Annotated in this window: 24 protein-coding genes, 1 tRNA gene and 1 pseudogene; 8 read left to right on the top strand and 18 right to left on the bottom strand. The window is 39.3% G+C overall.

All coding sequences use genetic code 11. The features are described 5' to 3' along the window. The 3 genes from ACT53H_RS02465 to map form a co-directional block, all read right to left on the bottom strand. The gene (locus ACT53H_RS02465; RefSeq protein WP_004790995.1) at positions 1–1,347 is read right to left on the bottom strand and encodes an MFS transporter; all 1,347 of its coding nucleotides are present in this window, start codon (positions 1,345–1,347) and stop codon (positions 1–3) included. Between the two features lie 397 nt (positions 1,348–1,744). Continuing rightward, positions 1,745–2,863, bottom strand: coding sequence for an OmpW/AlkL family protein (locus tag ACT53H_RS02460; RefSeq protein WP_476008519.1), 1,119 nt, complete (start codon positions 2,861–2,863; stop codon positions 1,745–1,747). 207 nt (positions 2,864–3,070) lie between these two features. Next, positions 3,071–3,895, bottom strand: coding sequence for a type I methionyl aminopeptidase (gene map / locus ACT53H_RS02455; protein ID WP_004790999.1), 825 nt, complete (start codon positions 3,893–3,895; stop codon positions 3,071–3,073). A 210-nt stretch (positions 3,896–4,105) separates the two neighbouring features. Here map and rpsB point away from each other — a divergent pair, with 210 nt between their 5' ends. The 6 genes from rpsB to ACT53H_RS02425 all read left to right on the top strand — a co-directional run bounded on the left by rpsB (position 4,106) and on the right by ACT53H_RS02425 (position 8,480). Then, on the top strand, positions 4,106–4,858 hold the full coding sequence (gene rpsB, locus ACT53H_RS02450; RefSeq protein ID WP_002118204.1) for a 30S ribosomal protein S2: 753 nt from the start codon (positions 4,106–4,108) through the stop codon (positions 4,856–4,858). A gap of 137 nt (positions 4,859–4,995) precedes the next feature. Then, positions 4,996–5,871, top strand: coding sequence for a translation elongation factor Ts (tsf, locus tag ACT53H_RS02445; protein ID WP_476008518.1), 876 nt, complete (start codon positions 4,996–4,998; stop codon positions 5,869–5,871). 65 nt (positions 5,872–5,936) lie between these two features. After that, positions 5,937–6,422, top strand: coding sequence for a DUF3465 domain-containing protein (locus tag ACT53H_RS02440; protein ID WP_151963240.1), 486 nt, complete (start codon positions 5,937–5,939; stop codon positions 6,420–6,422). Between the two features lie 104 nt (positions 6,423–6,526). Continuing rightward, positions 6,527–7,351, top strand: coding sequence for an AraC family transcriptional regulator (locus ACT53H_RS02435; RefSeq protein WP_151963239.1), 825 nt, complete (start codon positions 6,527–6,529; stop codon positions 7,349–7,351). A 93-nt stretch (positions 7,352–7,444) separates the two neighbouring features. Beyond that, the gene (locus ACT53H_RS02430; protein ID WP_476008517.1) at positions 7,445–8,161 is read left to right on the top strand and encodes an AzlC family ABC transporter permease; all 717 of its coding nucleotides are present in this window, start codon (positions 7,445–7,447) and stop codon (positions 8,159–8,161) included. 1 nt (position 8,162) lies between these two features. Then, positions 8,163–8,480, top strand: a complete 318-nt coding sequence (locus tag ACT53H_RS02425) for an AzlD domain-containing protein (protein ID WP_476008516.1) — start codon at positions 8,163–8,165, stop codon at positions 8,478–8,480. A gap of 43 nt (positions 8,481–8,523) precedes the next feature. Here the strand turns inward: ACT53H_RS02425 and ACT53H_RS02420 are convergent, their stop codons facing one another. The 11 genes from ACT53H_RS02420 to ACT53H_RS02370 form a co-directional block, all read right to left on the bottom strand. Then, positions 8,524–8,973 (bottom strand): Mpo1 family 2-hydroxy fatty acid dioxygenase, encoded by a 450-nt coding sequence (locus ACT53H_RS02420; protein WP_013197214.1) that lies wholly within the window; start codon positions 8,971–8,973, stop codon positions 8,524–8,526. Between the two features lie 572 nt (positions 8,974–9,545). Next, the gene (locus ACT53H_RS02415) at positions 9,546–10,157 is read right to left on the bottom strand and encodes a septal ring lytic transglycosylase RlpA family protein (RefSeq protein WP_004791014.1); all 612 of its coding nucleotides are present in this window, start codon (positions 10,155–10,157) and stop codon (positions 9,546–9,548) included. 289 nt (positions 10,158–10,446) lie between these two features. After that, the gene (mltB, locus tag ACT53H_RS02410; RefSeq protein WP_174731569.1) at positions 10,447–11,448 is read right to left on the bottom strand and encodes a lytic murein transglycosylase B; all 1,002 of its coding nucleotides are present in this window, start codon (positions 11,446–11,448) and stop codon (positions 10,447–10,449) included. A 19-nt stretch (positions 11,449–11,467) separates the two neighbouring features. Beyond that, on the bottom strand, positions 11,468–12,610 hold the full coding sequence (rodA, locus tag ACT53H_RS02405) for a rod shape-determining protein RodA (protein WP_004791019.1): 1,143 nt from the start codon (positions 12,608–12,610) through the stop codon (positions 11,468–11,470). Between the two features lie 127 nt (positions 12,611–12,737). Continuing rightward, positions 12,738–13,388: a hypothetical protein gene (locus tag ACT53H_RS02400; protein ID WP_004791021.1), complete on the bottom strand. Its 651-nt coding sequence runs from the start codon at positions 13,386–13,388 to the stop codon at positions 12,738–12,740. A 23-nt stretch (positions 13,389–13,411) separates the two neighbouring features. Continuing rightward, positions 13,412–14,224, bottom strand: a complete 813-nt coding sequence (gene queF, locus ACT53H_RS02395; RefSeq protein ID WP_476008515.1) for an NADPH-dependent 7-cyano-7-deazaguanine reductase QueF — start codon at positions 14,222–14,224, stop codon at positions 13,412–13,414. Then, positions 14,221–14,994, bottom strand: coding sequence for an ABC transporter permease (locus tag ACT53H_RS02390; protein WP_004791025.1), 774 nt, complete (start codon positions 14,992–14,994; stop codon positions 14,221–14,223). The genes queF and ACT53H_RS02390 overlap by 4 nt, the downstream gene beginning before the upstream one ends. Continuing rightward, a complete protein-coding gene (locus tag ACT53H_RS02385) occupies positions 14,991–15,926 on the bottom strand; it encodes an ABC transporter ATP-binding protein (RefSeq protein WP_005307103.1) in 936 nt (311 codons plus the stop codon). The genes ACT53H_RS02390 and ACT53H_RS02385 overlap by 4 nt, the downstream gene beginning before the upstream one ends. Positions 15,927–16,043: 117 nt before the next feature. Continuing rightward, positions 16,044–16,120: transfer RNA gene (locus tag ACT53H_RS02380), tRNA-Arg, on the bottom strand. Between the two features lie 100 nt (positions 16,121–16,220). Next, the gene (locus ACT53H_RS02375) at positions 16,221–16,853 is read right to left on the bottom strand and encodes a hypothetical protein (RefSeq protein ID WP_476008514.1); all 633 of its coding nucleotides are present in this window, start codon (positions 16,851–16,853) and stop codon (positions 16,221–16,223) included. A 147-nt stretch (positions 16,854–17,000) separates the two neighbouring features. Beyond that, positions 17,001–17,687: a 3'-5' exonuclease gene (locus ACT53H_RS02370; RefSeq protein WP_476008513.1), complete on the bottom strand. Its 687-nt coding sequence runs from the start codon at positions 17,685–17,687 to the stop codon at positions 17,001–17,003. Positions 17,688–17,939: 252 nt separating this feature from the next. Between ACT53H_RS02370 and ACT53H_RS02365 the strand changes: the two genes are divergently transcribed. After that, positions 17,940–19,169, top strand: a complete 1,230-nt coding sequence (locus ACT53H_RS02365; protein ID WP_476008512.1) for an alpha/beta hydrolase — start codon at positions 17,940–17,942, stop codon at positions 19,167–19,169. Between the two features lie 92 nt (positions 19,170–19,261). Here the strand turns inward: ACT53H_RS02365 and ACT53H_RS02360 are convergent. Next, positions 19,262–19,354: pseudogene (locus tag ACT53H_RS02360) on the bottom strand (hypothetical protein); the annotation flags it as partial. Positions 19,355–19,415: 61 nt separating this feature from the next. Between ACT53H_RS02360 and glyA the strand changes: the two are divergent. Then, positions 19,416–20,669 carry a serine hydroxymethyltransferase gene (gene glyA / locus ACT53H_RS02355; protein ID WP_032052288.1) on the top strand — a complete coding sequence of 418 codons (1,254 nt, stop codon included), beginning with the start codon at positions 19,416–19,418 and terminating at the stop codon, positions 20,667–20,669. 62 nt (positions 20,670–20,731) lie between these two features. Here the strand turns inward: glyA and ACT53H_RS02350 are convergent, their stop codons facing one another. Genes ACT53H_RS02350 through adeF form a run of 3 tightly spaced genes read right to left on the bottom strand, consistent with a single transcriptional unit; the run spans position 20,732 to position 26,626 of the window. Beyond that, complete coding sequence (locus ACT53H_RS02350) at positions 20,732–22,207, bottom strand: efflux transporter outer membrane subunit (protein ID WP_476008511.1); 1,476 nt, start codon at positions 22,205–22,207, stop codon at positions 20,732–20,734. Positions 22,208–22,219: 12 nt separating this feature from the next. Further along, on the bottom strand, positions 22,220–25,399 hold the full coding sequence (gene adeG / locus ACT53H_RS02345; protein ID WP_476008510.1) for a multidrug efflux RND transporter permease subunit AdeG: 3,180 nt from the start codon (positions 25,397–25,399) through the stop codon (positions 22,220–22,222). Between the two features lie 6 nt (positions 25,400–25,405). Further along, positions 25,406–26,626 carry a multidrug efflux RND transporter periplasmic adaptor subunit AdeF gene (adeF, locus tag ACT53H_RS02340; protein ID WP_476008509.1) on the bottom strand — a complete coding sequence of 407 codons (1,221 nt, stop codon included), beginning with the start codon at positions 26,624–26,626 and terminating at the stop codon, positions 25,406–25,408. Positions 26,627–26,757 lie beyond the last annotated feature (131 nt).

Raw genomic sequence — 26,757 nt, 5'->3', positions numbered from 1 at the left:
TTAAGCTGTGGAATTACGTTCAAGTAATGCTTGCTCAAAAAGAACTTGTTCTTTTTCTTTATGTTCAGTTGTGAAGCGAATCAAAATTACGCTACATCCTGCGACCATAACCAGACCGCCTAAAATAAACAGGCAAGTTTGGACATCAAGTAAACCTTTGAGTAGGAAACCTGCTGCCACAGCGCCAACATTACCACCCGCACCAATAATTCCTGCGACTCCACCTAATGCAGTACGATCGATAAAGGGTACGAGAGCGTAAGTTGCTCCACATGCCATATGCGTAAACAATGCAAAAATAGTCATGGAAATAATTGCGAGCGCAACAGCATTCATTTGCGAGAAGAGGATTAAGAATAAGCCTTCACCTAAAATCATGAGTACAAGTACTTTCGTGCGACCATCTAAGCCTTTTTTGAGTGCGACTTTATCGGAAATGATACCGCCTAGTGCTCGAGCGAATAATGCTAAAAGACCAAAGATTCCGGCAGTTAGTCCAGCCGTTTTTAAATCCATTTTGAACTGATCAACATAGTACATTGCTGCAACGTTATGGATAAAAATCTCTATACCAAAACTTGCGCCATATGCCAAAAATAAAATCCAGACACGATAGTTGCGAGCGGCTTGCATTAAAATGGCAGTACCACCTTTTTTACCACTTCCGACTTCAATACCTTGTGCGCGAACTTCTTTAAAGTTCCCTTGAGGACAGTCTTGAGTTAATTTCCAGTAAAGAATGCCAACAATAACCATCATTACGCCCGGTACGATTAATGCCACGCGCCATCCCATGGTTTGTTCAACACCAAACATCACAATTGCACCGAGCAATAAAGGCATTAAAGCTTGTGTTGCTCCACCACCAGCATTTCCCCAGCCAGCCGTTGCCGCATTTGCTGTTCCTACAACGTTAGGTGCAAACATGACACTTGTATGGTATTGAGTAATGACGAAGCTTGCCCCAATCGCCCCGATAAGTAAGCGAAAGAATAGAAAAGATTCATAGCTATTGGCAGCAGCTACACCAAATACTGGAATGCTGCCAACTAATAGGAGGGTGGTGTACGTAATACGTGGACCATATTTGTCGCAGAGTGGTCCGACAATAAGCCGCACTAAAATAGTAATAGCAACAGCAGCAATATTAATATTAGCAATTTGGTCTTTTGTTAAGCCAAATTCCCCTTTAATGACGGGCATTAAGGGTGCGCAAGCAAACCATGCAAAGAAACATACGAAGAAAGCGAGCCATGTCATGTGGAAGGCACGCATTGCTGGAGTTGAAAAACTAAATAATTTGATTTCAGTTGCTTTTTTTGCATCTAATTGGATATTTGAAGACATACGCCGTCCCTCTGAACTGAACGAAATTTAATTTGCATGGCAATTTATTGCCTATCTGCAGACTGATCAGAGCGGACATCGTTGGCCGTCTTTGTTTATTCATTGAATCATCATTGATTCATCATGCAATGAATAAAGCAAAGCTTGTGCCAAAAAATGAATTTTACTAAAAAGGAAAAATTACTTTCTAATTTTATTGAGTTAGTTTGTGAATATAAAATAATAAAAAAATTGGAAAAAATAAGAGGGTATTAATAAAAAATTGAAAAGGTTTTTTATATCTGTATTTTTTATAAAAAATGCTCATTTTTTTAGCATTTTGATTTAAAAAGAAGCAAAATGTAGATAGAAAGAAAGCTATAAAAACGTGCATAAGTTTTTATAGCTTTATGCGGGGTTAGAAGCGGTAACCAACACCAACATATGAAATGAGTGGGTCAATATCAATTTTGGTATTCGCTTTAATTAGCTCTTTACCTGTATTTTGGTCAGTTACATAGATTTTTGCTTCACTATTCATTTTGGAATAAGAAACTGAACCAACAGCAAACCAATTTGGGTTGAAGTCGTAAGTTGCACCTAAAGTTACAATAGGTGCAAAAGTATCGGTCGCTTCTAGTTTCACGATAGGATTTGCTGATGATGTTTTGCGATCTAATGCTGCCCCAGCTTTACCATCATGGATATTCTGGATCATGTGGCCCGCTTGAATTAAATCAGCTTCAATACCGGAATTCATTTTTAAATCATTAAAGTATGCATACATCACGCCAGCTCCGATATAAGGACGGAACTTATTTACACCTGTTTTACCAAATTGATAATGTAGTTCAACGGCTGGTAACCATGCGCGTGCGGTCGCAGCTTTGCCTCCCTGAGAAAGATCAGTAATATGAAGGTCTTGTTTTAAAGGAATATCTCCACCTGCCTCGGAAATTCCACCTCCTATGATTTCTCCAATCGAAGACCCATCTTTTAATGGAGTCGCTTTTCCAGAAAGAGGAGCGTAAATATTACCTTTTCCATTAATATCTACTTTAGGGGGAATACCACCTTTAATTTCTAAAGATAAATTGTCCGTAAAGTTGTAGTTAAACATAAGACCAACAGTATCAACATCACTAGCTTCTAAGCCAGAACCTTGTTGTTCCCATTGAGAAAGACCATTAACTTCTGCTGTACCTGCAAGTGAAGAGGGAAGAGTATCTGTAAACTTATCAAGAAGACCAATAGTGCTATACCAGAATTTTCCTGAAGTTTTGCTTTGGTCGATTGCATCTAAAACTGCTTTTGTAGATACATCTCCAACTTTAGATGTTGTACCTTCTGCAACGCTAGTATTGATATTGACAGGGTTTCCTGAGCCTTGAGGCATTGCATGTAACCAGCCAGCAGAGACTGAAAAACGTTTGAAACCATCACCATCTTTTGAACTAAAATATGGCGAAGCGGCGTTAGTGATTGTTGGCAGGGCAAAAAAGGCAGCTGTCATACAAAATAATGACTTTTTCATCATAAAAGGACTCCATGTCCGAACATTTGTTTACTGATTTTTATTGAGCCAACCATACCGCGTTTTATTAAAATGATTGTTTATTAAAAATTAATAATTGTAATTTTTTTGAAATATTTGTTTATATTTGGAAAGTTTTATTAATAAAAAGTACAAAATAAAAAATAAAAGGCTACATAAAGTAGCCTTTTATTTAAGTTTGTTAAACTATTAGTTGAAGCGAGATAAGTCCTCTTCAGGGCGTGCAGTTAAAACTTCAATGCCTGTTTGAGTCACTAAAATAGTATGTTCATATTGAGCTGAAAGTTTGTGGTCTTTCGTTACAACAGTCCATTTATCGCCTAATAGTTTAGTTTGCCATACGCCAGCATTTACCATAGGTTCAATAGTAAAAGTCATACCAGCTTCCAGACGCATACCTGTTCCAGCTTGACCATAATGTAATACTTGAGGTTCATCATGGAAAACGGTACCAATACCGTGGCCACAATATTCACGTACTACACTAAAACGTTCTGATTCGACATATTTCTGGATTGCATGACCAATGTCACCTAAATATGAACCATCTTTAACAGTTGCCATACCTCGATACATCGCTTCTTGAGCAACTTTACATAGACGATTGGCTAAAATAGACGTCTCACCACCGACGATATACATCATGTTTGTATCGCCGTGATAACCATCTTTAATTACAGTCACATCAATATTTAAAATATCGCCGTTTTTTAACGTTTTATTTTCAGAAGGAATGCCATGGCAGACAACATGGTTAACCGAAGTACAAATAGAGTGCTGAAAAGCAGGGCGTCCAGGAGCGCCACCATAGCCGACACAGGCAGGAATAGCATGTTGTACATTTTCAATGTGATTACGGCAAATGGTATCAAGTTCAAGTGTACTTACACCCGCCTTGATATACGGCTTGATCATCTCTAGAACTTCAGCCGCCAGTCGTCCTGCAATGCGCATTTTTTCAATTTCATCTGGAGTTTTGATTAATCGACGTGGAGCTGTATAAGTACTGTTCATGATCTCTAAAAACTTTTGGTAATTTACAAGTGTCTATGGTATAAATAGCCGCCCATTTTATCAAATGCTTTTCGTGAATATCTTTTACGAACAAATTTGATAGGTGGAGTAAAAAATCCGCACATATATCGTCACATTACTCTGGGTGCCTGTAAAAGGGTGGAGAATGCGGATATATGGAGGCCTAACCCAACTTTTAAGGTAAAGAAAATGGCAGATTACAACGTAAGCATGCGCGACCTTCTTCAAGCAGGTGCGCACTTTGGTCACCAAACTCGTTTCTGGAACCCAAAAATGCGTCAATACATTTTTGGCGCGCGCAACAAAATTCACATCATCAACCTTGAGCACACTGTTCCTGCGTTAAATGATGCTTTGAACTTCGCTAACCAATTAGCAAGCAAAAAGAACAAAGTTTTGTTCGTTGGTACAAAACGTGCTGCTTCTAACATCATCCGTGAACAAGCTCAACGCGCTGGTCAACCATATGTAGACCACCGTTGGTTAGGTGGTATGTTGACGAACTGGAAAACACTTCGCCAATCTATCAACCGTTTAAAAGATCTTCAAACTCAATCTCAAGACGGTACTTTTGCTAAGCTTACTAAACGTGAAGCTTTAGAACGTGCTCGTGAGATGGAAAAACTTGAGCGTTCTTTAGGCGGCGTTAAAAACATGGGTGGTTTACCTGACGCATTATTTGTAATCGACGTTGATCACGAAGCGATTGCAATCAAAGAAGCGAAGAACTTAGGTATTCCTGTTATCGGTATCGTTGATACAAACTCTAACCCAGACAACGTTGATTACGTTATTCCGGGTAACGACGATGCGATCCGTGCAGTAACTCTATATGCTTCAGCTATGGCTGACGCAATTCTTGCTGGTAAAGAATACGCTCAATCTCAAGCGAACGCTCAAGCAAAAGGCGATGACGCTGCGAAAGACGCTTCTGAGGCTTAATGCGTTTTGACGCAGGCTTGTCATTTTTGCGACATGTAATGGTGGCAAATTAAGCGTCGAGAGTGCAAACGGCCCAGAGTTTCTTTGGGCCGTTTTTGTTGAAAAGATTTATTTTCTACCGATTTTAGGAGATCAACATGACTGCAATTACTGCAAGCATGGTAAAAGAATTACGTGACCGTACTGGTCTTGCAATGATGGAATGCAAAAAAGCATTAACAGAAGCGAACGGTGACATCGAGCTTGCTATTGATAACCTTCGTAAATCTGGTCAAGCTAAAGCTGCTAAAAAAGCTGGTAACATTGCTGCTGACGGTGCAATCACAATCGTTCAAGAAGACAACAAAGCAATCCTAGTTGAAGTTAACTGTCAAACTGACTTCGTTGCTAAAGACGAAAACTTCTCTAACTTCTCTAAAGCTGTTGCTACTGCTGCTTTAGCTGCTGGTGAAACTGATGCTGCTAAAATCGCTGAATTAAAATTAGCAGACGGTCAAACAGTTGAAGAAGCTCGTATTGCGCTTGTTCAAAAAATCGGTGAAAACATCCAAGTTCGTCGTGCGAAAATCGTTGAAGGCGAAAACTTGGCTATCTACAAACACGGTTTAAAAATCGGTGTTGTAGTTTCTTATACTGGTGATGCTGACACTGGTAAAGGTATTGCAATGCACGTTGCTGCATTCAACCCAGTAGCTGTAAATGCTGAAGCTGTGCCTGCTGACCTTATCGCTAAAGAAAAAGAAATTGCTGAAGCGAAAGCGTTAGAATCTGGTAAGCCAGCTAACATCGTTGAGAAAATGGTAACTGGTTCAGTTGATAAATACTTGAACGAAGTTGCTCTTGATCGTCAAATGTACGTAATTGACAACGACAAAAAAGTTGCTGATGTATTAAAAGCAACTGGTACTACTGTTGCTAACTTCGTACGTTTCGAAGTTGGTGAAGGTATTGAGAAAAAAGCAGAAATGAGCTTCGCTGAAGAAGTTGCTGCTGCTCAAGCTGCTGCGAAGTAATTCGTATCACAATAAAAAAAGCCCCATTGGGGCTTTTTTTATCTCAGTTAAGTTAAGGGTAGAAAATGACAAATAAAAAGAATCTCAGTATTGGTGGTGTCATAATTTTATTGATTGCTGCATATTTTGGTCTGGATTTATCTGGGCATAAGCAAAATCAATCGCCATCATCAGTCATACCCGAAGCTCAGCATACTGAAACTACACTTTCAAATAATGGGGCGGATACAATAAAAGCTGCTTATGAGCAGAGACAAAGTAATGTTCAAGTGCAGGGAAGTGGCCGAGTAAAAGCAATTTTAAGAGATGATAATGATGGGTCGAGACACCAGAAATTTATTCTTGTACTAAAAAATGGCATTTCAATTTTAGTCGCACATAATATTGATTTAGCACCTAAAATTCCTAATCTGAAAAAAGGTGATGTCGTAGATTTTTACGGTGAATATGAATATAACCCAAAAGGTGGTGTATTGCACTGGACTCATCGTGATCCACAAAATCGTCATGAAAGCGGTTGGCTCAAACATGATGGGCAAATCTACCAATAAAGCCGAATAAACAAATAAAGAGATTATTTTTATAGAGCAATTTTATTCTATTCAGTTTCTTAAAACATGCTATGGTTTTTTTATTGAATAGATGAGACGTATTTATGCAGCGGGAGCAAGCCGATTATCTGCATGTGCGAGAGCTGGGCGGTCTAGAGTTACTAAAAGCACATTATCACCAAACACAATTTTCGAAGCATACTCATGAAGGGTACTGTATTGGTGTGATTGAAGAGGGAGCACAGTCTTTTTTTAGGACGGGCCAGCTGCATGTAGCTCCTAAAGGCGACATTATTTTAGTAAACGCTGACGAAATTCATACGGGTTCATCTGCGGTAGAGTCTGGCTGGCGATATCGAGCAATTTATCCAACGCCTGAAATGTTGGCAGAAGTCAGCCAAGATTTTTTTGAAAATTCACGCGGGGCTCCATGGTTTCCTCAAGCTGTGATTCGTGACTTCGGCTTGGCTCAACAACTTTGTTTACTCTTTGATTTATTAGAACAAAAAGATAATTTCCTGCTTAAAGAAACAATGTATTTATCAACTTTAGCCTGTCTAATGAAGCGACATGGTAAATCAAATCATACTTTTTGTGAGTTGCCAGAAGTATATTCAAAAATATTAAGAGTTAAAGAATTACTAATAGAAATGCCTGAAACGAATTTTTCTTTGCAAGATCTGGCTGACATGGTGGGTCTAAGTGCATGGCATTTCTTAAGACAATTTAAAAAATATGTGGGCTTGCCACCTCATGCTTGGCTTGTTCAAGCACGCTTACAAAAAGCAAGACAATTATTAAAACAGGGTGACCAAATTGCGATGGTGGCACAGCAATGTGGTTTTTCTGATCAAAGCCATTTTAATCGTCACTTTAAAAAAGCAATGGGAGTGACGCCTACTCAATATGTAGCTAGCCTAAATAACTAGATTATTAAAAATTTATTTACAGCAATTTTATTCAATATAAATCAACTCTCATTACGCATTTTATAGAGAGATCTTTTATCTTGGATTTTATATATGAATATTCAACTTCATCAGTTGGTGAGGTTTCCAAAAAATAAGCCATCCTATCTTTTTTTACGTGGTGCAATGGATATTTTGCCCTTGTCAATTTCTGTTATTCCGTGGGCAATTTTGGCAGGCTCTATGGCAATTCATGCAGGTTTATCTTTTTATAAAGCCTTTGCGATGTCGGGAATTGTTTTTGCTGGAGCAGCTCAATTAGTTAGTTTAAGCATGGTAATAGAAGGGGCATCTACTTTTACAATTTATGTGACGATTTTCTTTTTAACGGCTCAGCATTTTATTTATGCATTAACTTTAAGAAATGACATTTCTGCTTTGTCTCTTTCGAAACGGTTAAGTGTTGGTTTTTTATTAACAGATGAATTATTTGCGGTGTGTGTATCCGGCGAAAAAAGACAGCCAGAATATCTGTTGGGTGCAGGTCTGTCTTTTTATTTATTCTGGGTAGTTTTTAGCTTGGTTGGAATACTTTTGGCAACAGTGATTCCAGATTTACTAAATTATCATTTAGATTTTTCCATTGTGGCTATTTTTATTGCCATGATCGTGCCGCTATGCAATGGGGCACCTGTAATTGCTGGTGTACTAATGACTTGTTTAAGCGGATTTTGCTTTAAATTTTATCAAGTTGAAGGAGCGATTTTACTTTCAGGATTAATCGGGATGTTGGTTGCTGTGTTAACTGAAAAAATAGGTAAGGAGCAATAATATGTCTTGGTTTATGATTTTAGGTTTGGCAGCAATCGTCTTTTTTAATCGTTATTATTTTTTAGAACCTAACGTTAAAATTAAATTGCCGCTTATTATGAATAAGATGCTTAATTATTCTGCACCTTGTTTATTAACAGCAATTTGTATTCCAGTTGTTTTTTTTGATGGCGATAATTTAAAAGGATTTATTGATAATCCTTATATGTATGCAGCAGTCTTTTGTATTGTGATTGTCTTTTATCTGAAGAAAGTGCTTTTAAGTGTTATCGCTAGTTTGGTTTTTTTCTATTTTATAAATTTTCTAATAAATTACTAAAATGTAAAAGCTGAATCGAGATGATCCAGCTTTAATTGAACAATTAGGATATAGCGTGTTTTTGTCTACTTTTCCATTTAGGTAAGATTTTTCCTAGATAGGCATCCATGCACCAGACCGGGCCAATGAGTAAAAATTGTAAATCTTTAAAGAATGATGGCTTTTTGCCCTCAATTTTATGGCCATAGAACTGTCCGATCCAAGCAATCACAAAAATAGCAATATAAAATCCTACTCCTACAGGTAGGGTGTAAATGAGCCACGCCATAACAACAAGTAAAGCTGCCATTGCAACAGCAAGTACAAGATCTAAACGAGCATAAAATACTAAAGTGAGTACAAGTAATAGAGCAGTGAGCAAGGTACTGAAATGGGCAATGATTCCAATAATAGAAAATAAAATGGCAGGAACGCAGAGCCAGTGAATTTGTTTATTGGTTGGGTTTTGATGGCTTTCGCTATATTCGTCAAACCATTCTGTAACGGATTTCATTAATGGCACACTCCTTGTTTTAACTTTGATTTATTTTTTCTGGATATATTTTAGCCTGTTCTGGAGGAGTTCGACAAGAAACCCACACTATTCAACTATAGCAACTTGGCAGTAAAAACTGAGGAAGGGGTGGAAGAAAAAATAATGTGGCGATGATTGAAAAAAATAGTCCATTTGAACTCAAAAAAGAGTGCAATATTTCATAATATTTTTTCTGTGTTGCTCAATGATGAAAACATCAAAAAAAGTGTAATTTTGAGATGAGTGGGAAAATTGTGTGAAAAAGCTCTACTCATCTACTCTAAAAACGCCATAAATAGCCCTTATTTTAGAAAAATGGTACTAGGGTAGCGCAAATTTATTAAAGTCGCTCTAAGCGCAATTTAGAAGCGAAATAGACTTTGATAAAGTAAATGCAATTTTTTGTTCGAAAAATAATCAAAACTGGGGTTGAAGAAGGGTTAAAAAAGATAATTTTTTTACCCTAAGCTCGAAATTATTTTTATAGTTTAAAACATAAAAAAGCCGCAGAAAAAATTGCGGCTTTTTACATGAGCTCTAGAGTCTATAACTTATGAAGTTGGACCATCAACGCGCTCAATATTTACTTTTGCAGTTCCAGCATTGGTAATACCAAGACGTTTAGCTGCACCGTAAGATAGGTCAAGTACACGATTGCCATGGAAAGGACCACGGTCATTTACTTTTACAACCACACTTTTGCCATTGTCTTTATTCGTTACTCGAATGTAACAGTTCAACGGTAGGCTACGGTGAGCAGCAGTAAGTGCATTCATATCGAATGTGTCACCACTTGCTGTTTTGCGACCATGGAATTGACGACCATACCATGAAGCCATACCAGTTTGGCTAAACTTACGAACAGTGTTTGAAGCTACTGTGTTAAGTTTTTCAATCACTGAAGGCTCATCTTCAGGGATTTCAATTTTTGCTGCGATCGCTTGACGACGGATTTGATCGCCAGAACGTTCAGTGATTGAAAGACTGTTAATGTTAGAAAAACGAGAATTAAAATTTTGAGTATCTTTACTCAATACACGTGCTGCTAAATTAGAACCATCTACATCACTATTTAATGATGAAGATTGCACCATTTCAGCGTGCAATGGGGCTATGCTTAAACTAGCCGTCAGTGCAAGAACGTATTTCAGCGATAACTGCATTTGTATAAACTCCTGAGAACATGTACTTTTTTCTTTCAGCGATTGACTGAAATTTAAAGTGAACATGTCTTATTATTCACTTTTGCAATTGCTACATTGGGGTGGATAATATTCATCGCTTACGGAGAGTGTCTAGTCTTTAACGAGAAATAGTTACAAAAAGGGCAAAAACTTACAGTTCTGGGTTAAAAAATGATCAAAATTGTAACAGGATATTAAATTTGTGTGTATTGTGATCTATTTAACAAAAATATTTATTGACTTTTACATAACTAATAAAAAAGCTAGCCTATCGGCTAGCCACTTCAGTGCCTAATAACCATACAGCAGTAGCATACATACGGCTCTTATTATAGGTCGTAATCACTTGAAAATTCGGGTAAGTCAAATAGTAAATTGGACCATTATAGTCTTGTAATTGAATAACATTCACCATATCTAGATCATCAATTTTAACTAAAGGATTTAAGGGTGAAACCCCGAGTGTCTTTAATGCACCATATGGAAAAGGTTGAGTTAAATCTTTAGCAATAACACTGTCTGGATTTGACCCTGTGTAACGTGCCATGAAACCGATAGGTTGATCGCGTTGCCATCCTTGTTTTGCTAAGTAATTTGCGATTGAACCGATTGCATCTTCTGCAGAGTTTCTTAAATCGATGTGTCCATTACCATCATAATCGACCCCATATTTACTAATATTGCTCGGCATAAATTGTGGATAGCCAATTGCACCTGCATAGGAACCTACAATACTATTTGTTGGATAACCTTCTTTATAGGTCCATGCAATAAGAGCCGCGAGTTCATCACCAAAATATTCAGCACGGCGAGGGTAGCCAAAAGCAAGTGTGGCTAATGCATCACGTGTAATAAATGAACCTTTATTTGCGCCATAACCTGTCTCAACACCCAAGATGCCCAAAATGACAGCTTGAGATACACCATATTGTTGTTCAGCACGGTTTAAAGCATCTGCATATTGGTTTTTAAAACGGACACCACGTTGAATTGTTCCTTCAACCAAAAACATAGAGCGATAGTCATACCAAGGTTTGCTTTCACCTGGACGAGTCATAATATTTAGAATGTTTGGTAAATTTTTTGCACCATTCATGGCTGCATCAACTTGATCGCCACTTAAACCATAAGCACTCATCGTTTTTTGTTTAAAATTTACATAATCAGGATGCGTGGCAAAATCGTTGGCCTGAGCGAAGTGACTTGTACTGATTAAACCAGTACACAAAGCGAGCATTTTTAAAGTTTTATTTAAGTGTTGAGACAACATATCGTTTTAAAATTCCAGATTATCGATGTGTATGAATGGACATGACTAAACCAAAGGTGGCCATTAAAGTAATAATAGCTGTTCCGCCATAACTCATAAAAGGTAAAGGAACACCTACTACAGGTAAAATACCACTGACCATTCCCGCATTTACAAATACATACACAAAAAAAGACAAACCAAAGGCGCCAGCAACTAAACGTCCATAGTTATGGAAGCTTTGTAAACCGATTTGGAATGTTCTAAAAATAATAGCAAAATAAAGAATAACTAAAATAAGTACGCCGATAAGCCCAAACTCTTCAGAATACGCAGCAATAATAAAGTCGGTATGACCTTCAGGTAAAAAGTGCAAATGTGATTGGGTACCTTCAAGAAACCCTTTACCTGAAAAACCACCAGAACCAATTGCAGTTTTAGATTGAATAATATTCCAACCTGTACCGAGCGCATCTGCCTCTGGATCAAGTAAAGTTAAAACCCTTTGACGTTGATAGTCGTGTAAAAGAAATTCCCAAGCAATCGGAATGACCACCGCGGCACAGGCTCCCGCAGCACCGATCATACGCCACGATAGTCCACTTAAAAATAAAACAAATATACCGCTTGCTAATACTAAAAGTGATGTCCCTAAGTCAGGTTGTTCTGCAATCAGTAAAAAAGGAATACCAATTAACATTAATGATAAAACAACTTGTGAAAAACTAGGGGGAAGGGGTTTACGTGCTAAAAACCAGGCAATCATCATGGGCATGCCGATTTTCATGAATTCACTGGGTTGCACACTTCCGAAACCAGGAATATCAATCCAGCGCTGAGCACCCATTCGGACTTCACCAAATATCATGACTGCCAAAAGTGAAAATAAGCCAAATAAATAAAAATAGGGTGAAAAAGCTTGATAGACCTTAGGTGGAATTTGGGCTAGGCCAATCATCACTAGAAAACCAATCCCAAAACTCATGGCTTGTTTACTCACTAACCCCACATCTTGTGCAGAAGCACTATATAGTACGGTTAAACCTAATAGCGCATTTAAGAGCAGAAATAGGCATAGCCAAGGGTCAACATGGAGTTGTTGCCACTTTGAAGGTTGCATAGCAGTGCTAAGACCATCTCGAGGAGCTTGGCGTAAAAATTTATATTGCGGACTAGGAGACATGCGGCGTTAACTAAGGTCAATCAGTGCTTGGCGCATGCTAACATAAACTTGGTTAATGGCAATGTATATCAATATTTTGCAATAAAAAAACCTAGCTTTCGCTAGGTTTCCGATAGTCTATTTTTTATTAGTTAAAGAATAAACCATCATGATATTCAGCCATCGCTTTTAGTTCAGTACGATTTAAGCTTGGAATCAATTTGTCGATCGCAATGTGAACAGCTTTTGTTACAGCTGCTGCACCAATATCGGCTGCTTTACGCTTAATCATGCCAAGGTCTAATGTTTTATTAAAATCAGACATGAAGTGTTTAATCATGGCATCGCCGAATTGTTTATATAACTCAGCTAAAGCAGCTTTATTAATGTCATTGCCTGCTTCAAGCTCAGCAAAGTTATGCTTAAGGTTAGTCACTAAACCTGCATCTAAATTTACGCCTACTTTATATTGGCCTTGTGGGTCTTTAAATAAGCTTTTTTCAGAAAACTCTACTGACTGTTTAACCACATCATTTGGTGCTTTGCTTAACAATTGCTTTAAAAGAACAGCAACAGTTGATTTGACATAGCCTGCTAGTTTTTCGGCAGTATCGCGCTTTTCACTTGCAGGAAAATGCTGAACTAACTGAATTAAGACATTATCAATAATCTCTTCATTAAGTTGTAAAGCAATCTTATCGCGAAGTGGATATAAAGGTTCGCTAGAATTTTTATTCGCAATTCCAGTTTGTATATCGTTCAATAAGCCTTCAGAAGGGGTAAAACCAAAAAACGGCATGGTGTATCCTCAAATTATTCGTTTTATTGTCGTGCCAATCGAATCGGTTTTGGCATCCATGAAAGATCCGATACTCGGCAAGGGTTAATATCAAGTCCGCCGCGACGAGTATAAGTTGCATAAACCATCAGCTTCTCAGGCTCTAGATTTTGCCAAATATCGGCAAAGATCTGTTCAACACACTGTTCGTGAAAGCCGTTATGCTGACGGTACGAGATAATATAAGCTAAAACACTACGATAACAAGGTTTTTTGCCTTTAAAACGAATAAAAACTGTACCCCAATCTGGCTGTCCCGTGACTGGACAGTTACTTCTCAAAAGATGAGAATACAGCTCAATTTCAACTTCTTCACCAGACTCATCTCGTTTTAAAAGAGTTGCATCAGGATGTTGCTCTAAACGTTCTGGCGCAAGGTCATCAATACAAATACCTTGAGGTTTAGAAATATCTAAATCATCAACCTGAAATAATGTTAATTCAACTTTTGCACCTGCAGCAGCTGAGAGATCTTTTTCAACCATTTCAATGAATGACTCTTTCGAATCAAATTGAGTGAAATTAAGACTATTGAAGTAAAGTTTTAATGACTTTGACTCAATTAAATTCGGTGAAGAAGCGGGCAGTGTAATTCTGCCAATCGCAACTTGTGGAATACCATGAGCGTTTAACCATGAGATTTCAAAAACATGCCACCAATCTTTACCTTGAGTAATGCCTTCAATATGTGAATAGCTTTCACGAGACTGAGCACGGGCAATTGGAAATAAAACATCAGGTTGATAATTAGTTGGATATTGGGTTTCTTTACCCAATAAAGACTGTTCGACACTCATTCACGCATTCCTGAACCACGAGCAAGTAAATAGTAAGCAATTCCGTAAAGTACAACACAGCATGATGTCACAATGATTAAAGAGAATGAAACATTCACATCGCTATGACCTAAAATGCCGAAACGGAAAGCATTAACCATATAAACAATAGGGTTAATTAAAGAAAGTTTTTGCCAAAAAGGGCCAAGTGCACTAATGGCATAAAACACACCACCTAAATAAGTTAAGGGTGTAAGAACAAAGGTGGGAATAATAGAAATATCATCAAATGATTTTGCATAGACTGCATTAATAAAACCACCTAATGAGAAAAGAACCGACGTAATTAAGACTGTATATATAGTTACGAACCAGTTATGTATGAAAAGGTCAGTAAAGAACATGCTCATTGCAGTCACAATTGCACCTACTAATACACCACGGCAAATACCACCAATGACATAGCCCCATAAAATGATATGGAGTGGAACGGGACTCATGATGAGTTCTTCAATACTTTTTTGGAATTTTACACTAAAGAAACTTGAAGAAACGTTGGCATAACTATTGGTAATGACCGCCATCATAATTAAGCCGGGCACAATAAATTGCATGTAGCTCACGCCACCCATTTGTCCAATGCGTGAACCCACCAAATTACCGAAAATGACAAAGTACAAACTCATTGTAATCGCAGGTGGTAATAGGGTTTGTGGCCAAATGCGTAGAAAACGGCGTACTTCTTTACGAACTATGGTCCAGAGAGCAATTTGCAGTTGGCTAAAATTCATTTTGCCTCTCCTTCAAGATTTTTCTCGACCATTTTGACAAATAACTCTTCTAAACGGTTCGATTTATTACGCATACTACGAACACGAATACCTTGAGATTCTAATAGCTGGAATAGGTCATTTAATGTATGCGCTCTATCCATCGTTACTTCTAAAGTATTGCTATCGATTAAGTTAAACTTTACACCAATAATATTTAACTGAAGCGGCCCAATCGGTTCGGCTAAATCGAAGATAAATGATTCTTCATTGAGCTGATTAAGGAAGTTCTTCATGCTGGTATCTTCTTTAATTACACCGCGGTCAATAATCGCAATTTGACGACACAACATTTCTGCTTCTTCTAAATAGTGGGTCGTTAAAATAATAGAAGTACCGCTTTCGTTCATTTCAGTCAGAAAATCCCACATAGAACGGCGTAATTCAATATCTACACCGGCAGTGGGTTCATCTAGAATAAGAAGCTTAGGCTCATGCATCATGGCACGGGCAATCATCAGACGGCGCTTCATACCACCAGACAGCATACGTGCTTGTATATTACGTTTTTCCCACAGGCCGAGCTTTTCTAAATAATGTTCGGCACGTTTTTCTGCGATCTTTTTATGGATGCCATAATAGCCAGCTTGAGTGACTAAAATATCGAATGTCTTTTCAAACTGTCCAAAGTTAAATTCTTGAGGAACGACGCCAAGCTGCTGTTTTGCCAGAGATGGATGGGTATCGAGATTGTGCCCAAAAATCTCAACTGTTCCTGAGGTTTTTTTCGTGAGGGAGCTGATAATACCAATGGTTGTTGATTTGCCGGCACCATTTGGGCCTAACAACGCATAAAATTCACCTTCAGGCACAGTGAGGTTAATACCTTTTAACGCCTGAAAACCATTACGATATGTTTTGGACAAATCTCTTAAAACCAAAGCATCAGTCATGAAATTCTCACATTATGAAAGAGGGGTATATTTTGAGCGATAATGATTAATAAACCAAGTGAAATAGTCGGAATTTTATAAAATTGAGATAAATTTATGAAGTTATTATATAAAAGCTGGTGCGCCCGGCGGGGATCGAACCCACGACCCCAGGTTTCGGAAACCTGTACTCTATCCAACTGAGCTACGAGCGCATGCGTGGGGCACATCATAGGAAAAAAACACTGGCAGGTAAAGCACGAAATACGTGCCAAGTGAATTTAATGCTTAATTAAACAGCAAGTTGTTTAATATTTATATACTTTCTTGAAGAAGCTGAATTGAATAGTTAATTGTATGTAAAGCACTTGCGAGTTCCTGAGGAGGAATCCGTGATTCTTGTAAACTGGTAATCCATTGCATTTGGCATAGTTTAAGCTCTTGTATTGTGGTCGTTTTCTCTATTTTTTGAACTAGTGGTTTAGTCATTAGTCCACAATAACTGCTAAGCGTTTTTATCATTAATAGTTGTATTTCTTCGAAAGAAAGACTCTTAGAAGATATTAGTGGTTGAAAAGATGTAGTACTGGACTGATCTAAAGTTTTTTGCTCGGAAAGCTGGATTTCTCCAACAAGATTCGAGGAATGTGCTATGGAGCTACCAATAGATTCTTTTTGATTTTCTTCTACTTTATTTATTAGTGACGTTTTTAAAATAATTTCTTCATCAGTTAACATTTCTGTAGAGACAGTTGGTGCAATAAGCTCTAAGTCGATCAGCTGTTGAATCAATTCTGGAGAAGCAATGCGTTTTTTAAATTCGCCATTTAAGTTTTGAAAATCTTCATGGTCTATTAAGAGTAATAAACGTCTTTGTTTTGCATTTAACGTGATATTACGTTGTTGAAGCGCAACTCTTCCTAAATTGGTTCTATAAAAACCAGCCATGATGTTTCCCCAATATAAAAATAAATCAGACTGTTCAATTTTCTGAGTTGAACAGTGCTGTTTTTAATAAAATATAAATGGGGTTAACCATAAAACTCAAAAATGACAATATGATGAAGAATTGATGAATATCATCTATTTAAGTTTTTAAAGTACACTTTCTAATGCTTTGCGAAGGTAAATATCAAGCTCATCTTGGCGTAATAACCATTGAATATAGTCTTTAGGAAGTTCAGCAATTGCTGTGCCTTTATGCTTACCAAAGTTAACCGTTGTGGGGATACGTGCTTCTTCAGAAACTCGGTATAGCTCTTCAATATCTTGAATATTTAAATGATAGACAATATGCATCAAAATATTAGCAGTCAAAATAATATCGGCATCGGCACGGTGTGCACCTTTGAGTAATTCACGAGCTTTACTGCTGCCTTGAGAAATCATATAGATGAGGGCTGAAATGTTATGCGCTTCTGCATCAGGCCAAACTTTACGTGCTAAAGCTAAAGTACAAATCGGTTTAATATTCGATACATCTACACCGCAACGTGCAATCGCGGCAATATCGTAATCAATATTGTGACCAATAATATAAGTCGTGCTCTCTGGTAATTTAAACGTTTTATAGTGAGGCTGGTTTTCTAAATCTGACTCTAATATATGGTGAACTGCCATAGCCGCGTAAGAAATAGGAGTACCCACTTGATAGAACTGATCAAACAATTTGCTTTTATCTAAGGTGAGTTTGCCTTCATTAAGTTCAATCGGGGCATACGCAATTTCAATAGGCAAACCATTTAGTGTATGTGTTTCTGTATCTAAAATAATGGCTTGCATATTTGGCCCTTTAAACAATCACGAGTAGCTATGAATGTTAACAGTTGGTTGTTCACTTTAAAACATGAAGAGAAGGTTAGATGCCAATAAGAAATTCAATTTATGTTGAAAAGTAGAAGATTTCAGTGCTAATTTTGATCAAATGTGACTTGCTAAAAATTAAGTTTAGGCGTAATTGTTTTTAAGACATTAGAAAATGTTGATTAAAAAACTAAAGCACAACAAAAATGGAATTTAAGGGAAGATATACCAATGAAAATGAAACTGTTCATGACCAGTGTTCTTAGCACAAGCTTATTGTTGACGGCATGTGGTGGAGGAAGTAGCGATGACAGCCCAGTAACTACTAATCCATCTGGTACTCCAGCCAATAATATTCAAAACCCAGTAGTTAAAGTAGATGCTTACACAAGTACTAACTTAGGATCAGTTGCCGCAGAAAGTAGTATTCTGACCTATAAAATGTTAGGTCAAAGTGGCCAAGAAGTACAGGCAACCAGTTTGGTATTCACACCAAATACACCACCACCAACAGGTGGTTGGCCAATTGTAGTCTGGGCACATGGCACTACAGGTGTTGCTGATGCCTGTGCACCGAGTAAAGCAGCTTTAACAGACAGTACAAAAGATTTAATTAGTAAGTTACTTGCAGCTGGTTATGTTGTTGTTGCACCAGACTATGAAGGTTTAGGTACTTCAGGCATACATCCATTTTTAAATGTTAAAAGTGAGGCTTTCTCAATTACAGATGCTGTGGTTGCAACGCGTAACTATTTATCACAGCGTAACTTATTAACTTCAAAAAAATGGCTTACAGTCGGACATTCCCAAGGGGGACATGCTGCGTTGAGTGCTGCACAATATGCGAGTCGTGCACAGCTAGACTATAAAGGTACAGTAGCCGTAGCACCAGCTTCTAATTTAGGTTTTATTTTAGTTGCAGGTGAACAAGCTGTTGCTAATACAACTATAGATAAAAAGATTCCGATGTATGCACAGCTTGATACCTATACTGCGTTAGTTACAGCAGGTATTCGAAATACACAACCAAGCTTTAATTATTCGCAGGTATTTACTTCACAAACAGAAAGTACAGCACAGCAGGCAGAAACGATTTGTGCGGGGCCATTAGCCCAAGCTTTGGCAGTTAATATGCAAACCTACGCCGCAACTCATGCCGGCACACTGGACGGTTTTACGCGTACACAACCTAACTTTATGACGGTACCCTTGGTTAAAACATTCTTAGATAAAGATTCTCAACCTTTACAGGCAAAAGTATCTACACCAATCATTATTTATCAGGGGTTAGCAGATACAACAGTTCCGAAAGTAGCTACAGATATTTTGATATCTAATGCCACTGTCGTAGGTACTAAAATTAATAGTTATGTGACTGGTAACTGGGACCATAATACGGCGATGAGTAGTAATGTAGACAACATTGTTGGAAATGTTCAGACCTTGCTAACAGCACAATAGAGTTATTGATATTTAAAGTATTTTTAACCTTATTGTAAGCTAAAGTGAATGAGGAAAAAATTTTAAATATAAGCTTTAAACCAGCTTTTTTATTGATTTATAAACAATGGCTCATTTTTTATAAAACTTGAGCCATTTTTATTTAAAACTGAGCTAACTTCATTCTGTTTAATTATAAAGTTCATGCTACAATATGTCGCAATCTTAGCACGGCTTAAAAGCCCTAATTTTATAGGACCCCCGCTAATGTTTGCCAATATTTCCATTTCTGAATTTGATCCAGAATTAGCTCAAGCAATTGCTTCTGAAGGTGAGCGTCAAGAAGCACATATCGAGTTAATTGCTTCTGAAAACTATTGCTCTCCTGCTGTGATGGAAGCGCAAGGATCAAAACTTACGAATAAATATGCAGAAGGTTATCCAGGTAAACGCTATTATGGCGGTTGCGAATATGTGGATATCATTGAGCAAATGGCGATTGATCGTGCTAAAGAACTTTTTGGTGCAGATTACGCAAACGTTCAACCACACGCTGGCTCACAAGCTAACTCTGCTGTTTATCTAGCACTTCTTAACCCAGGCGATACTGTTTTAGGTATGAGCTTGGCTCACGGTGGTCACTTGACTCACGGTGCTAAAGTAAGCTTCTCTGGTAAAACTTATAATGCAGTTCAATACGGTCTAAACGCTGAAACTGGCGAGATCGATTATGAAGAAGTTGAACGCTTAGCATTAGAGCACAAGCCACGTATGATCGTTGCTGGTTTCTCTGCTTACAGCCGTGTTGTAGATTGGCAACGTTTCCGTGATATCGCGGACAAAGTTGGCGCTTACCTTTTTGTTGATATGGCTCACGTTGCAGGTCTTGTAGCTGCTGGCGTATATCCAAACCCAGTTCAAATTGCTGACGTAACTACAACTACGACTCACAAAACACTTCGTGGTCCACGTTCTGGTTTAATCCTTGCGAAAGCGAATGAAGAAATCGAGAAAAAACTTCAATCAGCCGTATTCCCTGGTAACCAAGGTGGTCCATTGATGCATGCGATTGCTGCTAAAGCAATCTGCTTCAAAGAAGCAATGTCTGATGAGTTTAAAGCTTACCAACAACAAGTTGTAAAAAATGCTCAAGCTATGGCTGAAGTGTTAATCGCTCGTGGTTATGACGTTGTTTCGGGTGGTACAGAAAACCACTTATTCTTGTTATCTTTAATCAAGCAAGATGTAACTGGTAAAGATGCAGATGCTTGGTTAGGTGCTGCTCACATTACTGTGAACAAAAACTCAGTTCCAAATGACCCACGTTCTCCATTTGTGACTTCTGGTATCCGTATCGGTACTCCAGCGGTAACAACTCGTGGTTTCGGTGAAGCTGAAGTTCGTGAACTTGCTGGTTGGATCGCTGACGTGATTGACAGCAAAGGTGACGAAAAAGTTATTGCTGACGTAAAAGCGAAAGTTGAAACTGTTTGTGCAAAATTCCCTGTATATGCACAATAAGTTGTAAATATAAAAAAAGCGCCCTATGGCGCTTTTTTTATATTAAGTTAATTATGGAAGAATTAACTTTTAGATTTTGCCGATGACTCGGCATCATGCCAGCCACCACCTAATGCACGGATTAAATTTACACTAGCCATCATTCTAGTGCCGTTAAGCTGTGCAGAAAGTTGCTCTTGTTGCAAAATAGTCCGGTCAGAGTCAATCACATCAAGATAGCTAATAGCACCTTCTCGATAACGTAAATGAGACAGCTGATTTGCATGACGAGAAGAAGAAAGTGCTTGGTTTTGAGCCTGAATTTGCTGATCGAGAATTCTTTGATCAGATAAACCATTTTCAACCTCGCGAAATGCATTCAATACAGTTTGGCGATAATTCGCAACGCTTTCCTCATAGGCAGCTCGCGCTTGAGCGACTCCAGCTTTACGTTGCCCGCCGTCAAATAATGGCAAAGATAAAATAGTGCCTGCGACTGGACCAAGTAAGAATGTACGGCTCGACCATTTACCTAAATCACCTAAAGTTGATGATTCATAACCGAGTGCACCTGTTAGATCCAGTTTTGGGAAGAAGGCAGCGCGTGCAATTCCAATACGCGCATTATCTGCTGCCATAGCACGCTCGGCAGCAGCAATGTCAGGTCGTCTTTCAAGTAAAGCAGAAGGTAAGCCTGCTGGCAGATGGAGGCTGTTTGCAGTTAAAGGTTCAATTGCCAAGCTAAACTCAGCAGGTGTTTTACCTAACAATACTGCAAGTGCATGCTCTGCATTGGCTCGGTTACGAGCAATGTTCAGTGCATTGGTTTGTGCTGTAGCAAGCTCGGTCTGTGCGCGAGAAACATCTAATTCACTGACTAAACCATTTCTAAAACGTGTTTGAACTAAGTCTCTTGTCTCGCCAAGCAGTTTAATAGTGCGATTATAAATTGCTTGTTCAGCATCAAGCTGACGAATGAGAAAGTAACCTTGGGCAACATCTGCTTGTAAGGCTAAAAGTGCCGACTGATATAAAGCTTCTTGTTGCTGTACATCAGCTGTTGCTGCATTGACACTACTGGCGATTTGACCAAATAAATCGAGCTCATATGAAACATTTGCTTGAGCACGCCATAAGGTTTGTGCAGATGTATGAGCGTTATCATCTAAACCTAATGAAGCAGGAGAGGGTTTTTGACGAGTTGGGCCAAAGCCAGCACCAATATTTGGCAAACGTTCAGCTTGTGCTGCGGAACGTAACGCACGTGAAGCCTGAATATTAGCCGCTGCCGCTTTAAGGCTCTGGTTTCCAGAAATGGCTTGTTGTTCGAGCTCATTTAATTGAGCATCATTAAAAACACGCCACCATTCACCTCGAACCTGCTGATCGGCAGGTTGAGCAATTTTCCAGTTATTGTTTTCAAGTTTAGGGTCAGACTCTTTAAATTTGACGGGAACTATGACCTTTGCAGGTTGATATTCCGGTGCCAAAGAGCAGCCTGCAAGCAGCAGGCTTCCCATGAGTGAGGACAATAATAAGCTTTGTTTTGCTGTAGCCATCAAATGTCCTCCTTAATGATCATGTGGGGTAGATAAAGGTGCTTCATGAACTGCTGCCGAATGCAATTTATGTTTGCTGTTCAATGTGCGAATCAGGACATAAAAGGCAGGGGTCAGAAACAAACCAAACAGCGTTACACCGATCATGCCGAAGAACACGGCAATACCCATGGCATGGCGCATTTCAGAACCTGCACCAGTTGAAGTAACCAGTGGTACGACACCCATAATGAATGCAATAGAAGTCATTAAAATTGGACGTAAACGTAGACGACTTGCTTCAATAGCAGCTTTGAATGCAGTCGCACCTTGCATTTCAAGTTCCCGCGCAAATTCGACAATTAAGATGGCATTTTTACAGGCCAGCCCGACCAGTACCATCAGACCAATTTGAGTAAAGATGTTGTTATCTCCACCTGTTAGCCAGACTCCTGTCAGAGCCGCCAAGATACCCATTGGCACAATCAGAATCACGGCTAATGGTAAGGTGAGGCTTTCGTATTGTGCTGCTAAGACTAAGAAAACGAGTAATACACTAATTGGGAATACCCAGAGTCCTGCATTACCAGCCAAGATTTTTTGGTAAGTTAAATCTGTCCATTCAAACTTGATACCACGTGGTAGCGTTTGAGCAGCAATACGTTCAACCGCAGCTTCTGCTTGGCTAGATGAATAACCCGGTGCAGGCCCACCGTTAATATCGGCTGATGTGTAGCCGTTGTAACGCACTACCATTTCAGGACCATAAGTTTGAGTTACATTCACCAACGAAGATAACGGCACCATTTGTCCGGCACTGTTACGGGTTTTTAGCTGCAAAATATCTTCAGGGTTAGCACGGAAAGGTGCATCGGCTTGTGCTCGAACCTGATAAACACGTCCAAAGCGGTTAAAGTCGTTAACGTACTGAGAACCTAAATAAATCTGCATGGTGTTGAAAACATCTGTTACTGCAACACCTTGCTGTTTAGCTTTTACACGGTCCAGATCTACGTTTAGTTGAGGTACGTTAATTTGATAACTTGAGAACATTGGACCAAGTTCAGGAGCTGATTGTGCTGCTTTCATAAAGTTCTGTGCAGCATCATTCAGCGCTGAATAACCTAAGGCACCTCGGTCTTCGAGTTGGAGTTTAAAGCCGCCCATAGTACCTAAACCCATCACTGGTGGCGGTGGGAAAACCGCAATATAGGCATCTTGAATAGCTGAATATTTCTGGTTGAGAGCACCAGCAATTGCATTGGCAGATAAGTCTTTCGCCTTACGTTCATCGAATGGCTTTAAGGTTACAAAGACAATACCAGCGCTTGAGCTGTTGGTGAAACCATTAATTGATAGGCCAGGGAAGGCAACAGCACTTTCTACACCCGGCTGTTTAAGTGCAGTGTCACTCATTTTACGAATGACTGCTTCGGTACGATCTAATGAAGCGCCGTTTGGTAATTGAGCAAAGCTAATTAAATATTGTTTGTCTTGAGCTGGAACAAAGCCACCTGGAACAATATAAGAAATACCAATGGTTAGACCTAAAAGTGCAGCATATACACCCATTGCCGATGCTTTATGGGAGATAACACGACTTACGCCTTTACCATAGTTATCTGATGCACGGGTAAACACACGGTTAAACAGCGCAAAGAAACGTCCGAATACACGGTTCATAAGACGTGTTAATGCATCAGGTTTAGCATCATGTCCTTTCAGTAACATAGCTGCTAAAGCAGGCGAGAGCGTCAGTGAGTTAAATGCCGAAATAACAGTTGAAATGGCAATGGTCATGGCAAATTGTTTATAAAATTGCCCTGTTAAGCCTGTCATAAAGGCAAGTGGAACGAACACGGCAACCAGTGTTAAAGCAATGGCAATAATCGGCCCACTCACTTCTCTCATTGCGCGATAAGTTGCATCTCTTGGGCTTAAGCCTGCTTCAATATTCCTCTCGACATTTTCGACGACGACAATCGCGTCATCGACCACAATCCCGATGGCAAGTACCATCCCGAATAGTGATAGCGCATTGATTGAGTAACCAAAAGCGAGCATGAGCGCGAATGTACCAATAATTGAAACTGGTACAGCAAGTAATGGAATGATTGAAGCACGCCATGTTTGTAAGAATAAAATAACAACCACAACAACCAGTGCAATCGCTTCAAGTAAGGTATGAACAACCGCTTTAATACTTGCACGTACGAACTGAGTTGGGTCGTAAACAATGTCGTATTTAATTGAAGATGGAAAATCTTTTGAAAGTTCTTTCATCGTGCTGCGCACTTGATCAGAAACTTGTAAAGCATTCGCCCCCGGTGCTTGGAAAATTGGAATCGCGACCGCTTGTTTATTATCGAGTAATGAACGTAAGCCATATTGTGAAGCTGCAAGTTCAACACGAGCAACATCACCTAAGCGAGTGACCGCGCCATCTGGTGCAGTTTTTAAAATGATATCTGCAAATTCTTGCTCAGTCGTTAAACGACCTTGAGCGTTCACTGAAAGTTGTACAGGAGAATTAGTTGGCGATGCACCAATGGTACCTGCTGCAACTTGAATGTTTTGTTCGCGGATTGCACTCACAATTTCAGTTGCTGTGAGATTACGTTGCGCAACTTTTTGTGGGTCGAGCCACACACGCATCGCATAGTCACCCGAACCAAATAAACCGACTTCACCTACACCTTGTAAGCGCGCCAAACGGTCTTTTACGTTAAGCACCGCGTAGTTACGTAAGTAGGTCATATCATAGCGATTATCTGGCGAAGTCAGATGCACAACCATGGTTAAAGTCGGTGAGCTTTTTAACGTAGTGACACCTAAACGCTGTACGTCTTCAGGTAAGCGAGGCATGGCCTGAGATACACGGTTTTGAACCAATTGCTGAGCTTTGTCAGGGTCGATACCGAGCTTAAAGTTCACTGTAATGGTTAAGTTACCGTCACTGTTTGCCTGAGATTGCATATACAGCATGTCTTCAACGCCATTGATGGATTCTTCAAGCGGAGAAGCAACAGTTTCAGCAATCACTTTTGGATTTGCCCCCGGATATTGAGCACGTACGACTACAGATGGGGGAACAACTTCCGGATATTCTGAAATCGGTAATTTAAATACCGAAAGCAGACCAGCGAGTAAAATCAATACTGATAACACACCAGCAAAGATCGGCCGATCAATAAAGAATTTAGAAATATTCATATGTGATTAACCTTTTGCCGGAGTTGATGTTTTTTCTTTTGGCTGAGGTTGAGGAGTGGTGCTGCTCGCAGTGATTTGTGCATTTGGCATTGGAACAAGATGCGGGGTAACAGGGTCACCCGGACGAATCCGCTGTAAACCATTTACCACAATACGGTCACCCGCTTGTAATCCGCTATTTACGATTTGCAAGCCATCTTGTTGTGTGCCAAGTTTTACTTCACGGTAAGCGGTCTGATTTTTAGCGTCGACTACCACAACAAAACGTTTATCTTGATCGACGCCAACCGCGGTTGGACTAATCAAAATTGCTGAACGAGGTTGACCACCACCCAGACGGATTCGGGCATATAAACCCGGTAATAAAACTCCGTTTGGATTGTCGAAAGTCGCGCGGACACGAATCGTACCTGAGGTTGTATCTAGATTATTGTCGATTGAGTTGATGACTCCTTCACGAGAAAACCCAGTTTCATTGGCAAGCCCCATATAGACAGGAACTTGTGCAGAATTACGCTGATTACTGATGTATTTGAGGTAAGTTTGTTCATCAACATCGAAAGATGCATAAAGGTGAGATACAGAGACTAAACTTGTTAAAACCTGTGCTCCATTACCAGCAGAGACCACGTTGCCCACAGTCACTTCGGCACGAGAAATTCGACCACTGACTGGTGCAGTAATGCGCGTGTACTCAAGATTCAAACGTGCAGATTGAACGGCTGCTCTAGCTGCTTGCAAGTTGGCATTGGCTGAGCGTGCATCATTTTCTGCTAAATCCAGCTCTTGGCGCGAGACAGCATTACTTTGAATTAATCGTTGAATACGAGAAAGATTTGAACCCGTATAAGTCACTTGTGCTTCAGCGGAAGCAAGTTGTGCTTGAGCACGATTGAGTTCTGCTTCGAAAGGACGTGGGTCAATGGTAAAAAGTAACTCGCCTTTTCTAACCAGACTGCCATCTTTGAAATGTACGGCGATGAGTTTACCTGAAACCTGAGGCCGAATATCGACTTGATCAATGGCTTCTAAGCGACCGGAATATTCTTGCCAATCGGTAATGGTTTTGCTAATGACATTAGAAATATCAACAGTAGCAGCTTGTTGGGCTGTTGTCGGTGCAGCTTTTGCATCGGCATTTTCATGTAAAAATATAAAACTGCCTCCTGTTGCTAAAATGGCAACAAAGATGGCAGACAGTGCGAACTGTTTGCGTGAAAATGACATGAGGTGCTCCTAATCATCTGGATACCTGTTTTCAGACTTTTAATTATGGTCCGTATGGGAGAAACAGGGTTTATGGGATGGACGGAGCATAAAAGTTTGTCAATCACGAATAAATATATTAAATTTGATAA

The sequence above is a fragment of the Acinetobacter sp. DMC2 genome (assembly GCF_056314305.1).
This window is presented reverse-complemented; position numbering and strand designations above follow the sequence as displayed.

Excerpts from the sequence above, each read along its gene's own strand:
- ACT53H_RS02465 (WP_004790995.1), bottom strand. The coding sequence starts at position 1,347 with ATGTCTTCAAATATCCAATTAGATGCAAAAAAAGCAACTGAAATCAAA.
- ACT53H_RS02460 (WP_476008519.1), bottom strand. The coding sequence starts at position 2,863 with ATGATGAAAAAGTCATTATTTTGTATGACAGCTGCCTTTTTTGCCCTG.
- map (WP_004790999.1), bottom strand. The coding sequence starts at position 3,895 with ATGAACAGTACTTATACAGCTCCACGTCGATTAATCAAAACTCCAGAT.
- rpsB (WP_002118204.1), top strand. The coding sequence starts at position 4,106 with ATGGCAGATTACAACGTAAGCATGCGCGACCTTCTTCAAGCAGGTGCG.
- tsf (WP_476008518.1), top strand. The coding sequence starts at position 4,996 with ATGACTGCAATTACTGCAAGCATGGTAAAAGAATTACGTGACCGTACT.
- ACT53H_RS02440 (WP_151963240.1), top strand. The coding sequence starts at position 5,937 with ATGACAAATAAAAAGAATCTCAGTATTGGTGGTGTCATAATTTTATTG.
- ACT53H_RS02435 (WP_151963239.1), top strand. The coding sequence starts at position 6,527 with ATGCAGCGGGAGCAAGCCGATTATCTGCATGTGCGAGAGCTGGGCGGT.
- ACT53H_RS02430 (WP_476008517.1), top strand. The coding sequence starts at position 7,445 with ATGAATATTCAACTTCATCAGTTGGTGAGGTTTCCAAAAAATAAGCCA.
- ACT53H_RS02425 (WP_476008516.1), top strand. The coding sequence starts at position 8,163 with ATGTCTTGGTTTATGATTTTAGGTTTGGCAGCAATCGTCTTTTTTAAT.
- ACT53H_RS02420 (WP_013197214.1), bottom strand. The coding sequence starts at position 8,973 with ATGAAATCCGTTACAGAATGGTTTGACGAATATAGCGAAAGCCATCAA.
- ACT53H_RS02415 (WP_004791014.1), bottom strand. The coding sequence starts at position 10,157 with ATGCAGTTATCGCTGAAATACGTTCTTGCACTGACGGCTAGTTTAAGC.
- mltB (WP_174731569.1), bottom strand. The coding sequence starts at position 11,448 with ATGTTGTCTCAACACTTAAATAAAACTTTAAAAATGCTCGCTTTGTGT.
- rodA (WP_004791019.1), bottom strand. The coding sequence starts at position 12,610 with ATGTCTCCTAGTCCGCAATATAAATTTTTACGCCAAGCTCCTCGAGAT.
- ACT53H_RS02400 (WP_004791021.1), bottom strand. The coding sequence starts at position 13,388 with ATGCCGTTTTTTGGTTTTACCCCTTCTGAAGGCTTATTGAACGATATA.
- queF (WP_476008515.1), bottom strand. The coding sequence starts at position 14,224 with ATGAGTGTCGAACAGTCTTTATTGGGTAAAGAAACCCAATATCCAACT.
- ACT53H_RS02390 (WP_004791025.1), bottom strand. The coding sequence starts at position 14,994 with ATGAATTTTAGCCAACTGCAAATTGCTCTCTGGACCATAGTTCGTAAA.
- ACT53H_RS02385 (WP_005307103.1), bottom strand. The coding sequence starts at position 15,926 with ATGACTGATGCTTTGGTTTTAAGAGATTTGTCCAAAACATATCGTAAT.
- ACT53H_RS02375 (WP_476008514.1), bottom strand. The coding sequence starts at position 16,853 with ATGGCTGGTTTTTATAGAACCAATTTAGGAAGAGTTGCGCTTCAACAA.
- ACT53H_RS02370 (WP_476008513.1), bottom strand. The coding sequence starts at position 17,687 with ATGCAAGCCATTATTTTAGATACAGAAACACATACACTAAATGGTTTG.
- ACT53H_RS02365 (WP_476008512.1), top strand. The coding sequence starts at position 17,940 with ATGAAAATGAAACTGTTCATGACCAGTGTTCTTAGCACAAGCTTATTG.
- glyA (WP_032052288.1), top strand. The coding sequence starts at position 19,416 with ATGTTTGCCAATATTTCCATTTCTGAATTTGATCCAGAATTAGCTCAA.
- ACT53H_RS02350 (WP_476008511.1), bottom strand. The coding sequence starts at position 22,207 with ATGGCTACAGCAAAACAAAGCTTATTATTGTCCTCACTCATGGGAAGC.
- adeG (WP_476008510.1), bottom strand. The coding sequence starts at position 25,399 with ATGAATATTTCTAAATTCTTTATTGATCGGCCGATCTTTGCTGGTGTG.
- adeF (WP_476008509.1), bottom strand. The coding sequence starts at position 26,626 with ATGTCATTTTCACGCAAACAGTTCGCACTGTCTGCCATCTTTGTTGCC.